The organism is Tenggerimyces flavus, assembly GCF_016907715.1.
Lineage (GTDB): Bacteria > Actinomycetota > Actinomycetes > Propionibacteriales > Actinopolymorphaceae > Tenggerimyces > Tenggerimyces flavus.
Window position 1 is genome coordinate 6,329,875 of sequence record NZ_JAFBCM010000001.1, and the last position, 11,598, is coordinate 6,341,472.

Here is an 11,598-nt window from a genome sequence, read left to right on the forward strand (position 1 = left end):
GGGGCGCCACCGCGCGGTGGCGCCCCCTCGTCGTTGTCAGGCGGCGCGGTTCAGCCACCAGGCGGCGGCCCGGCGCGGCCTGGCCGGGAGGTCGGGCGCGTTCTGGATCGCTTCGAGAACGGGCCGAAGCTTGGTGAGACCGGCGCTGTAGACGAGGCCTTCGAGAACGTCGGGCGAGGTGTCCAGCCGCAGTACCTGCTCCCAGTACTGCCGGTCCGTCGTCCCCGGCAGATGCCCCAGCGAGTACGCCGCCGTGCGGGCGACCTCGGTGGCGACGCCGGGGGTCGCGGCGAGGCGTTCGAGGATCCCGCGTTCGGCAGCGCCACCGACCAGCCGCAGCGCGGCGAGCACGACGTCGGGCCAGCCCGAACGGTCGAGCACGACGCGGCTTCGGGTGAGCTCCGCGGTGAGAGCGCGGGCGACACCCGTTCGGTACGGCGACGCGGCGATCAGGCTGGCCGCGCTGAGCCGTGTCCCGGGGCCGAGGGCGAACAGCATCTCGCCGACCAGCAGCTCCAACGCCGGGTCGTTCGCACCCGCGGCAACGCGTCCGACAGCGCGGGCGCGGGTCTGCGGATCGGTGCGGGAAGGCCGCGCCTCGACCGCGACGGGAGCGCGGCCAGACGCCTCAGTCGAGGTGAGAATCGCGTCGACGATCCGACCGGTGTCGCCGCGCTGCGGAAGACTCCTGACCACGTCGGCGATCCGGTGGCGCTGAGCGGGACTGAAGTGCCCGAGGCGGAGCTTGCGCACGCAGGCGAGCAGCGCGCCCTGCTGCGCTGCGTCGGTCGTCGGATCCTCCAGCTGTTCCACGACGGCCGCGCTCGCGGCGGGATCGCCGTTCGCGTCGAGGATGCTGACGATCTCGATGTGCGTCTGGTGACCGCGGTCCCGGGCTGCCGTCACGCAGCTATCGACGGCGGCGAGCCGACCGCGAGGATGGGCCAGCAGGCGGCAGTACGACTCGTACAGCCGGTGCCAGTCGATGCCGTTCGCCACGGTCAGGTCGACCAGCAGCCGCTCGGTGAGCTCGGTCCACACCCGCCGCGGCAGGTGCACGTTCGGTGCCATCGCCAGGCCGAGGGTGAGCTCGTCCCAGTCCTTCGCGCTCAGGCTGACGGGCGAGCATGCCTGGTCGAGCAGGTCGTCGAACGGCTGCGGCCGGCGACTCAGCGTCGGGGCGCTGGTCAGGCTCGGCGACCAGTAGCGGTGCATGGTGTCGAGCACGGCGACGAGTTCGTGCGAGGCGAGTCCGAACAGCCGCTCGTACCGGCGCACGACCTGGTACGAGACCGCGACCGCGCCGGTCTCCCAGCGGGAAATCGTCGCCGGGCTCACTGCCCAAGCCGGCGAGCGCTTGGCGAAGGCCCGCGCGAGCTCGCCGAGCGTGCGCGGACCCCGGTAGGTCCGGAGCAACCACCCCACGCGCTGACGCGGCGCCAACGGCGCCGAAAGTTGGTACATCTCCCCACCACCCCCACAGTGACCCAACGTGGGTACCACCGGTGCGGGGCGATGACAAGAGGAGTTGCACACGAGTGATCGGCCCGCACGCCGCCTCGCCCGACCGAGCGCCGGGCAGCGAAGGTCGTCGAGTGACAGGCCAGGGGGGATGTGTGAAAGGCCCTGCGCTCGTGCGGACGCAGGGCCTTTCGCTGTTCGGACTTCTACTGCGGCGAGAGGAACTCCGCCGCCGCGTACACGAAGAAGCCGGCGCGGGTGTAGAGCTTGGCCCAGTAGCGGCCCTCTGGACCGTTCCAGATCAGCTCGCAGGGTCCGGTCACGACCTCGCCGATCGTGAGCGTGCGGTAGATCCCGTACGTGGTGCCGGGGCCGTAGCGGGCGCGCACTCCGGTGTCGTTGACGACGTACCGGCACGTGGCCAGCACGACGACGGACGAAGGCGCGGCCTGCGCGGTGGTGGCAGCGTTCGCGGGCAGCGGTGCGCTCAGCAGGACGGTCGCGGTGGCGGCGGCGGCGAGTGCGCCGCCGAGGATGCGACGAGCAAGGACGGTTCGCATGGATCCTCCTCAGGAACGGAATGGGTGCAGGGAGATCTCACTGCGTTCCGCCTGTGTGGAGGGTCGGTCCTGGACATAGCTGGACGTTGCTGGACGGGGGATCGACGTGGGGGTTCCGAGAGGGCGTTACCGCACCGCTGGGCCGGATCCGAGCAGGATCGCGACGCGTGCCGACCTGGCGCGCGAGCTCAACCTGCTGCGGGGACGCGCGGCGGCGGGGACGTTGAACGTACGGGTCAGCCTCACCGACCTCGCTGAGCGCGTCGACGTACCGCGGTCGACGGTGCACGCGTACCTGAGCGGCAAGCACCTCCCGCCGGCGGAGGTCCTCGACCGCATCGTCATCGCGCTGGGTGCGACCGCGCACGAGCAGCGGCTGTGGAGCGAGGCCTGGTTCCGCGTGTGCACTCCCCCGACGTCCGGTGCGACCAGCACGATGGCCGTGGCAGTAGAGCTCGCCACCGTGCTGGTCGGCGCCGACCCGGACGCCGCTGCATCGCGGCTGGCTCAGCACCTCGCCCGTGAGCTGCGGAAACTGCTGGCGGACTAAGCCTTGGGATGGCGACGTCTCGAGTGATCTGAGCGGGAAGGCACTCCGTACGTAAAGCGTCGTGGTCGCCTTACCGGTCAGCGACCCCTCTACCTGGCGTCCACCCCACGTAAAGGGGCCAATGATCATGTCAACATGATCATTGGCCCCCAGGCCGGGCGGACCGGGCGAACCAACCGCTGGACGAAAGATGGAGGCTAGCGCTTGCGAGCGAGCACGATGCCGTCGCGGAGAGGGAGGAGGACGGTGTCGACGCGGGAGTCCTCGCGGATCGCGTCGTTCAGCCCACGGATGGCCACGGTGCCTGGATCGTCGTTGGTGGGATCGAGGACGGTGCCGCCGCGGAAGGCGTTGTCGAGGAGGATGAGGCCGCCCGGGACCAGGCGGGCGAGGATCTCCTCGTAGTACGCCGGGTAGCTCTCCTTGTCGGCGTCGATGAACGCGAAGTCGAACGTCGGCTCGGCTGGCAACGCGCGCAGCGTGTCGACCGCCGGGCCGATCCGCAGCTCGATCTTGTCCGAGACGCCCGCGCGATCCCAGAACTCGCGCGCGATCGACGTCCACTCCTCGCTCACGTCGCACGCGAGCAGCGTGCCGTCCGAAGGCAGGGCACGGGCGACGCTGAGCGAGGAGTAGCCGGTGAACACGCCGACTTCGACCGCCCGCTTCGCCCCGGTCAGCCGCACCAGCATGCCCATCAACACGCCCTGCTCAGGACTGATCTGCATCCCGGCCGCTCCCCCGGTCGCCTCGCGGGTGCGAACGACCAGCTCCTGCAGCAGCTCGTCGGGCGGGGTGCAGTGCGTGCTCACGTACTCGGCGACGTCGACTTGAACGGACATCGGACTCCCTGCGCTGTGATCGACTCGGTCTCGCGTCACGATATCGGCGCGACCTCAGTAGCGAACGTCGCTCTGCAGCAGTGGTGGATAGACGGTGGACGGCTCGCCGTCGACGGTCGTGCCGGCGAACTGCAGCATCGCGCGCTGGTCGCCGTGCAGGAACGCCGGATAGTTCAGCGTCGGCGCCGAGATCGCGTCCAAAGCCTCCACCTGCGAGGGCGTGAGGGTCACGTCGAGGCCGGCGAGGTTGTCCTCGAGGTGCTCCACCCGCCGCGCGCCGAGGATCGGGACGACGGTCCCCGGGCGGGAGCGGAGCCAGGCGAGCGACACCGCGGCGGAGCTGGTGCCCAGCTCGTCGGCGATCGCGCCGACGAGCTCGATCACGTCGTACTCCTCCTCGGTGGGACCGCCGACGTACGCCACCCGCGCGGAGTCGGTGACCTCGGTGCCGCGCCGGTACTTGCCGGACAGGAACCCGTTCCGCAGCGGGCTCCACGGCACCAGCGCCAGGCCCTGGTCCCGCGCGAAGGGCGCGAGCTCGCCTTCGACGGTGCGGGTCAGCACGGAGTACTGGACCTGCAGGGCGATCAACGGCGTCCAGCCGCGCAGCAGTGCGGTCGTCTGCGCCTGTGCGGTGTACCAGGCCGGGGTGTTGGAGAACCCGAGATAGCGGATCTTGCCGGCGCGGACCAGGTCGTCCAGCGTCCGCATCGTCTCCTCCATCGGCGTGTGGCGGTCCCAGTTGTGCAGCCAGTACAGGTCGAGGTAGTCGGTCCGCAGCCGGCGCAGCGTCTCGTCGAGCTGGGCGACGATCGAGCCGCGGCCGGCGCCGCCCCCGTTCGGGTCGCCGGGGAACAGGTTGAACGAGAACTTGGACGCCAGAACGACGTGCTGGCGTCGTCCGGGCTGGGCGGCGAAGAAGTCGCCGAGGATCTTCTCGGAGTGGCCGTTCGTGTAGAGGTTCGCGGTGTCGATGAAGTTGCCGCCGCGGTCGAGGTACGTCGCGAGGATCTTCTCCGACTCCTCGACGGTCGTTCCGGCGCCGCCGGGGTCTTCTCCGAACGTCATCGCGCCGAGCGCGAACGGGCTGACCCTCAGACCGGATCGGCCGAGCGTGACGTAGTGGTCGAGCGACATGGAATGCTCCTTGTATGTAAGGAAAGTTTCTTGCCTCCATGCAACCTCCTCACACTGACCGGTGGTAGATCGATCCGCGCCGACTCTTGCCCAATCCTCTCGACTTTGCCCCGATCGGGCTTGATCGATGCTTCGCTGAACGCGTGGCCCCTGACCTGGACGAGCTACGCGCCCTCATAGCCGCTCACGCGCGACCGGATCTGAGCACGCCGATCGACGGACTGCTGCTGTCGAAGGTGGAGAGCGCGGAGCCGGACGCGTCCATCGCCGAACCACTGCTGGTCGTCATGGCACAGGGCGGCAAGCGCCTGCTGCTCGGCGACCAGGTCTTCGAGTACCTGGCCGGGCAGTTCCTCCTGGTCGCCGCGACCCTGCCGCTGACCGGCCACTTCCTCGACCCCAGCCCCTCGAGGCCGGCGTTGGGGATGGGGCTGGTGCTGCGTCCGGCCGCCATCGCTCCCCTGCTGCTGGAGACCCCGGCCAGGTGGTCGCGTGGCGGGAGCAGCGCACCCGCGCTCGCGACCGGCAAGGCGAGCGGCGAACTGCTCGACGCCGTCGTACGACTGCTGCGGCTGCTCGACCATCCCGCGGACGTGCCCGTCCTCGCCCCTTTGGTCGAACGCGAGATCCTCTGGCGGATGCTCACCGGCCCGCACGGCGAGGTGATCCGCCAGATCGGCCTCGCCGACAGCGGCCTGGCGTACGTCAGCCGCGCGATCCGCTGGATCCGCGACAACTACGCCGAGCCGATGCGGATCGCCGACCTCGCGCGGCTCGTCGGCATGAGCCCGTCCGCGTTCCACCGGCACTTCCGCGCGATCACCGCGATGAGCCCGCTGCAGTTCCAGAAACGCATCCGGCTCCAGGAGGCCCGGTCACTGCTCACCGCCCGTCCCGGCGACGTCGCCGGCGTCGGGCATCTCGTCGGCTACGACAGCCCGACCCAGTTCAACCGCGAGTATCGCCGCCTGTTCGGCGCCCCACCCGGCCAGGACGCCGCCCGCCTCCGCGACTCCCAGGCGGCGGTCCTCCACCTGCCCTGACACTTGTCCACAACTCGATCACTGCAACATTGACAGTGTCAGCTTGCAGTGTAAGGATTGCCGGCATGACCGACGTTGCCGCGCTCTGGACGCTGCCGGAGCTGACCGAACGGGTGGATGCCGCGCTCGCTGCCGAGAACGGCGCCATCCCGAGTGGTCGCGTGCGCGACGTTCCGGACGCCCGGACGATCCGCTGGTACCAGACGACCGGGCTGGTGGACCGTCCCGAGCACCGCGGCCGTACGGCGATGTACAGCGAACGCCACCTGCTCCAGCTGATCGCGATCAAGCGGCTGCAGCAGCAGGGGCTGCCACTCAACGAGGTCCAGGCCAGGCTGGCTGGACTGGACGACGACGCGCTCGCCGCGCTCGCCGGGCTCGAGCGAGAGCCACGTCCGGCCGCGTCCGCACGGCGCTTCTGGACCCAGCCGCCAACTCCCGCGCCGGAGCCGGAGCCGTCCCGACGCACGGTGGTCGACGTCATCTGGCTTCGCGACGACGTACGACTGCTCATCGACAACGCCAACTGGCACCTCAGCCCGCACGAGGAAGCGGCCTTGCTCGACGCGGCCGCTCCCCTGCTTTCGTTGCTGAAGCGCCTCGAAGTCATCAGGACCGACCGATCGAAGGAGCAGGCATGACCATCTCTGTGACCAGGCTGGAAACGCCGCCGACTCCGACCGAGGACGACGGCTTCGGCTCCTTGCGCACCGACAAGGGCAATCTGCCGCTCGAGGCACTCGACGTGCGCGTCAGCACGACCGGGCTCGCCAGCCACACCGTGCTGACCCAGCGCTTCCACAATCCGTACGCCGAGCCGCTCGAGGCGACGTACATCTTTCCGCTCCCCGACCGGGCCGCCCTCACCTCGCTGCGGATGACCGCCGCCGACCGCGAGATCGACGGCGTGCTGCGCGAGCGCGAGGAGGCCCGCCAGCAGTACGACCAGGCCATCTCCGAGGGCAAGCGTGCCTCGATCGCCGAGGAGGAGCGGCCCGGCGTCTTCACCATGCGGGTCGGCAACATCCTGCCCGGCGAGCGGGTCTCGATCCGGCTCACGCTGGCCGGACGGCTCGCGTACGAGGACGGCCAAGCGACGTTCCGCTTCCCGCTCGTCGTCGCGCCCCGCTACATCCCGGGAGCTCCGCTGCCCGGCGATTCGGTGGGCTCGGGCGTGGAGTCCGACACCGACGCCGTGCCGGACGCCTCCCGGATCACCCCGCCGGTGCTATTGCCCGGTTTCCCCAACCCCGTCGCGCTGTCGATCGAGGCCGAGCTCGACCCTGCCGGGCTTCCGCTCGCCGGTGTCGAGTCCAGCCTGCACACGGTTGCGGTCGACGACCTGGACGGCGGCCGGCTGCGGGTACGCGTGCATCCCGGCGAGCGCGTCGACCGGGACTTCGTGCTCCGGCTCGCGCTCGGCTCCCCCGACGCGGTCACCAGCTCGCTGGTGCTGGCGCCGGACGAGCGCACCGACATCCCGGCCGACTTCGGGGCGGGCAGCTTCGCGCTCACCGTGCTGCCACCGAGTGAGAACGCCACGCCCCGACCGCGGGACGTGGTGTTCGTCCTCGACCGCTCCGGCAGCATGGGCGGCTGGAAGATGGTCGCCGCCCGGCGCGCCACCGCGCGGATCGTCGACACCCTCGGCAGCGCCGACCGGTTCACCGTGCTCGCGTTCGACAACACCGTCGAACCGCCGGCACACCTGCCGTCGGGACTGGTGGACGGCACCGACCGGCATAGGTTCCGAGCGGTCGAGCACCTGGCCAAGCTCGAGGCGCGTGGCGGCACCGAGATGCTGCGTCCGCTGGTCGAGGCGGCCAACCTGCTCGCGACCGAGGGCACCGAGCGCGAGCGCGCGCTCGTGCTCATCACCGACGGTCAGGTCGGCAACGAGGACCAGATCCTGCGCGAGCTGGCCCCGAAGCTGCACGGCGTCCGCGTCCACACGGTCGGCATCGACGTCGCGGTCAACGAGGCGTTCCTGCGTCGGCTCGCGTCGCTCGGCGGCGGGCACTACGAGCTGGTGGAGTCCGAGGACCGGCTCGACCAGGCGATGGAGGCGATCCACCGCCGGATCGGGACGCCGCTCGTCACCGACCTGCGGGTCGAGGGCGACGGGCTCGACGTCGTGCCGGACTCGCTCGCGCCGACGACGTTGCCCGGTCTGTACGCGGGCGCGCCGCTGGTGCTGACCGGCCGCTACCAGGGCAAGCCGGATGGCGCGTTGCGCATCGTCGGGCAGCAGGCGGGCGGCACGGCGTGGACCCGCACCCTGCCAGGCGCGGTGGACGCCAGCCCGGCGCTCGGCGCGGTCTGGGGCAGGGCGCGGATCCGCGATTTGGAGGACCGGTACGTCACCGCCCGACGCGGCGACACCGAGGCGCTCGAACACCAGATCGTCGCGACCTCGTTGGCGTTCGGGGTGCTGTGCCGCTTCACCGCGTACGTCGCGGTCGACCAGCGCGTCGTCACCGACGGCTCCACGCCGCGGCAGGTGACCCAGCCGGTCGAGCTGCCGCAGAGCTGGGAGCCGCCCACGATGCCGGCGCCCGCGGCGATGGCGTTCTCAGGTGGGTTCGCCCGCTCGGCCGCCCCGTCGGGTGACCGGCACCGCGGCGTCGCCGGGGCGGCGAGGCTCGAGAGCGGACCGGCGTCCATGGACTGGATGGCGGCCGACGAAGACGTCTCGATGTCGAGCCCTGGTGGTGGCCGCGCGGAGGCTGCCGAGCTGCTCGCCCGGCTGCGCGAGGCCAAGGGTGACGAGGTCCGGCCGTTGCTCGAGGAGCTCCAGGCGTGGCTGGAGGACGTCGACCAGCTGGGCTTGGCTCCGCACGAGCTGCAGCCGCTTCGCGAGCTGGCCACGGATCTCGCGACGCTGCCCGCGGACGCGGCCGAGCTCCAACGGCTCCGGCTCCGAGCGGTCGACGTCCTGCAGGCCTTCACCGGGGATGCCGACACGATGCCGCCGGTGACGCCGAAGCGGAAGTCGTTCTGGCGGCGCGGGTAGCCGTGACGCGGCGGGGAGGTCGCGGCGTCGTACAGACATGACCTCTCTGACTCGACGGACGATCCTCGCGTCGTCAGCCCTGGCCGGCATCGGTGCGGCAGTACGGATCGGGCCGGCGTCCGCCGCTCCCCACGTGGGCGGGGCGGACGCCGGATCTGCCTCACCGCGGTCGGTGCGACTCGTCACCGGAGACCTCGTGCGGCTGCGGGAAGGGCAGATCGTCGACGTCGAGCTCGCGCAGCCGTTGGCGAGGACGCCGATCCTGCGGTACGCGATGGGTGGCGATCGGTACGTCGTTCCCGCTCACCTGCTGGCAAAGATCCGCAGCGGCGAGCTCGACGAGCGGCTGTTCAACGTCACCGGTCTGGTCCGCGCCGGCTACGACGACGCACGCAAGGCCGACCCGCGTCGGGTGCCGGCCGCTCGACGGCAGAAGGCCGCGGCGGACGCGTTCGAGGTCACCGCGAAGCTGGTCGACCGAAACGGCGCCGACACCATGGCGTTGGAGGGCTGGAATCGCGCGTACTTCATGGACGCCACCACCGGCGAGATCGTCGCCTCCCCCGCGCATGGCGAGCAGGCGACGCTGCCCGCCGGCCGGTACCTCGTCATCGGCGCCATCCTCACCGACGAGCGCGGACAGGACTTCCCGAGCCGGAGCCTGATCGCCCAACCAGGGTTCGAGGTCAGTGCGGACACCGAGGTGCTGCTGGACGCCCGCGTCGGTCATCGCGTCGCGGTGACCGTTCCGGACCGGGACGCGATCACCGTGCTCGGCTTCGTCAGCGCCGCGTTGCCGATCATCGATCCGGACGGCAACCCGCAGTTGGTCGACCTGCTGTTCCCGCTGGACCGGTACGACGACGTCTACGTCGGATCCCCCGCTGGCACTGGCCATCCGGACTTCGTCTTCATCCACCGGCAGATGCTGCAGGAGCCCGAGCTGAAGGTCGCGGTGACCGCGCCGGAGCGGTTCGAGCTGAAGGCGGACTGGTACGACGTCCTGACCCCGCGCGTCCTCGGCACCGAACGCCTGGTCGCCGTCCACGTCGGATCCGCCACCCCGAAGGAGCTCGCCGGGCTCGAGCTCGCGGGCCGGCTCGCACTGCTGGACCTGCCGCCGGACGACCTGGCCGAGTTCGTCCCGCGGTTGCGGCTGCTGCACGAGGCGGGCGCCCGAGCGGTCCTGCATGTCGGAGCGGACGTCCCGTTCTCCGAGGAGCCCGGCCCCCTGCCGTTGCCGGCGGGCTACGCGATCGGCTCGGCAGCCGGTCGGCTCGCGAAGCTCGGGCTGGGCGCGACCGTCAAGGTGACTTTGCGCGGGCTGGCCGGCAGCTCGTACCGGTACGACCTGTCGTTCCCCGGCCGGAACGCCATCCCTGCCGATCAGGAGCAGGTGCTCCGCCGCCGCGACCTCGCCCACCTGCGCGTGACCTACGCGTCGCACGGGGCTCCCGGGATCGGGCTGACCGGCGCGGCCGCGTACTTCTACGGCTTCGGCATGGGCGCCGGCGGCGCGATGCCCGTGCCGCGGCCGACCGTGCGGGACGAGTACGTGACGCCGGGCGAGTGGCAGCTGAACAGCACCAACTGGAACATCGGCGGCGAGCAGTCCTGGCAGGTCAAGCGCGCGTACAAAGCTGGCCGCGATGACAAGCTCGACTGGCACAAGGGCATCCTCGGGCCAGCGTTCCCGCCCGGCAGCGACGACGAGTACTACAAGGTCGTACGCGAGCAGGACACGATCTGGAGCAACCACCTCATGCTGACCGACGCGCAGCAGAACCCCGGTGAGCTCTGGTACCCGATGGACAACGACAACGCGTCGACCAAGGGCAGCCAGGAGCTGTACCGGGACGGCGAGCTGGTCGGGCGGGTCGACGACAACACGATCGCGGTGTTCACCGTCCCACCCGAGCGCGGTCGGTACGAGCTGCGCTCGACCCTGTCCCGGCGGGCGGCGTGGTGGCAGACCACGACCGACATCTCAGCGGTCTGGACGTTCTCCTCGGCAGCCGCCGAGGAAGCCGTTCGCCTTCCGCTGTTGACGATTCATGCGATCGCACCCGTCGACGAGACCAACACTGCCCACGGCGGCCGCGTGCTGTTCGTGCCGATCGCCGTGCACCGACAGGACCTGGCCGGCCGCCCGGCACCGGTACGTTCCCTCGCCGTGACCTACTCGGTCGACGACGGCAAGACCTGGCGGGCAGCAACCGTCCGCCGCAACCCGAGGTCGGGGTGGCAGGCACGAATCACCAAGCCAGGCAAGGGCTTCCTGTCCCTACGCTTCAAGGCGAAGGACACCGACGGCAACACCCTCCAGCAGACCGTCCTCCGCGCGGCCAAACTCCGCTAGCGAACGTGCGGGCTACCTCTCGCCGAGGATCGGCGAGAGGTAGCCGTACAGCACCTTCTTCAGCTCCCCGATCACCACCGGCCGTTCCGGCTCGGACGCGGCGACGACCAGCGGCACCATGCCCTGGAACAGAGCGACCGTGACCTGCGCGGCCCGGGCGCGTTCCTCGACCGGCTGGTCCGGCACCCGGAGCGCGAACAGCTCCTCGATCCGACCCGCCACGGCCGCGTGCAGGTCGCGGCCCGGGCTGGTCAGCTGGTGGGGCAGCGCGGAGTCGGCGAACAGCGACTTGAAGCCCGGGTTGTTCACGTTCGCCGCGATGATCGTGTCCACGACCTTGTCCAGCAGCTCCCGCAGCGGCAGCTTGATCAGGTCCGGGGACATCGCGATGGCGTGCGAGGCCTTGAGCCGCTCGACGTACTGCCCCGCGAGCGCCTCGGCCATCGCGAGCTTGTTCGGGAAGAACTGGTACAGCGTGCCCGGCGACGTTCCCGCGCGGGCGGCGATCGCGTTCGTCGTCGCCGCCTCGTAGCCGACCTCGGCGAACACCTCGGCGGCCGCGCGCAGCAGCTGTTCGATCCTGCGCTCGCCGCGCGCCTGGCGGCGGCGCGGCGGCTGCTCGGCAGCGGACAT

At 70.9% G+C, this 11,598-nt stretch carries 10 protein-coding genes; 5 read left to right on the forward strand and 5 right to left on the reverse strand.

Annotated elements, in window-relative coordinates; all coding sequences use genetic code 11:
* Window positions 1-36: 36 nt before the first annotated feature.
* Window positions 37-1,425 carry a helix-turn-helix domain-containing protein gene (locus tag JOD67_RS29735; RefSeq protein ID WP_205121011.1) on the reverse strand — a complete coding sequence of 463 codons (1,389 nt, stop codon included), beginning with the start codon at window positions 1,423-1,425 and terminating at the stop codon, window positions 37-39.
* Between the two features lie 242 nt (window positions 1,426-1,667).
* Window positions 1,668-2,021, reverse strand: coding sequence for an SH3 domain-containing protein (locus JOD67_RS29740; RefSeq protein WP_205121012.1), 354 nt, complete (start codon window positions 2,019-2,021; stop codon window positions 1,668-1,670).
* A 106-nt stretch (window positions 2,022-2,127) separates the two neighbouring features.
* On the opposite strand from JOD67_RS29740, the gene JOD67_RS29745 reads away from it, so the two are divergent.
* A complete protein-coding gene (locus JOD67_RS29745; protein WP_205121013.1) occupies window positions 2,128-2,571 on the forward strand; it encodes a helix-turn-helix domain-containing protein in 444 nt (147 codons plus the stop codon).
* A gap of 197 nt (window positions 2,572-2,768) precedes the next feature.
* Here the strand turns inward: JOD67_RS29745 and JOD67_RS29750 are convergent, their stop codons facing one another.
* Both JOD67_RS29750 and JOD67_RS29755 read right to left on the reverse strand, forming a co-directional pair.
* Window positions 2,769-3,413, reverse strand: a complete 645-nt coding sequence (locus JOD67_RS29750) for an O-methyltransferase (protein ID WP_205121014.1) — start codon at window positions 3,411-3,413, stop codon at window positions 2,769-2,771.
* Window positions 3,414-3,467: 54 nt separating this feature from the next.
* The gene (locus JOD67_RS29755) at window positions 3,468-4,550 is read right to left on the reverse strand and encodes an aldo/keto reductase (RefSeq protein ID WP_205121015.1); all 1,083 of its coding nucleotides are present in this window, start codon (window positions 4,548-4,550) and stop codon (window positions 3,468-3,470) included.
* A 143-nt stretch (window positions 4,551-4,693) separates the two neighbouring features.
* Here JOD67_RS29755 and JOD67_RS29760 point away from each other — a divergent pair, with 143 nt between their 5' ends.
* The 4 genes from JOD67_RS29760 (at window position 4,694) to JOD67_RS29775 (ending at window position 10,965) form a co-directional block, all read left to right on the forward strand.
* On the forward strand, window positions 4,694-5,593 hold the full coding sequence (locus JOD67_RS29760; RefSeq protein WP_205121016.1) for an AraC family transcriptional regulator: 900 nt from the start codon (window positions 4,694-4,696) through the stop codon (window positions 5,591-5,593).
* 65 nt (window positions 5,594-5,658) lie between these two features.
* Window positions 5,659-6,234, forward strand: coding sequence for a MerR family transcriptional regulator (locus JOD67_RS29765; protein ID WP_205121017.1), 576 nt, complete (start codon window positions 5,659-5,661; stop codon window positions 6,232-6,234).
* Window positions 6,231-8,606 carry a VIT domain-containing protein gene (locus JOD67_RS29770; RefSeq protein ID WP_205121018.1) on the forward strand — a complete coding sequence of 792 codons (2,376 nt, stop codon included), beginning with the start codon at window positions 6,231-6,233 and terminating at the stop codon, window positions 8,604-8,606. Before JOD67_RS29765 ends, JOD67_RS29770 begins: the two co-directional genes overlap by 4 nt.
* A gap of 37 nt (window positions 8,607-8,643) precedes the next feature.
* Window positions 8,644-10,965 (forward strand): hypothetical protein, encoded by a 2,322-nt coding sequence (locus tag JOD67_RS29775; RefSeq protein ID WP_205121019.1) that lies wholly within the window; start codon window positions 8,644-8,646, stop codon window positions 10,963-10,965.
* Between the two features lie 12 nt (window positions 10,966-10,977).
* Here the strand turns inward: JOD67_RS29775 and JOD67_RS29780 are convergent, their stop codons facing one another.
* Window positions 10,978-11,598: a TetR/AcrR family transcriptional regulator gene (locus JOD67_RS29780; RefSeq protein ID WP_205121020.1), complete on the reverse strand. Its 621-nt coding sequence runs from the start codon at window positions 11,596-11,598 to the stop codon at window positions 10,978-10,980.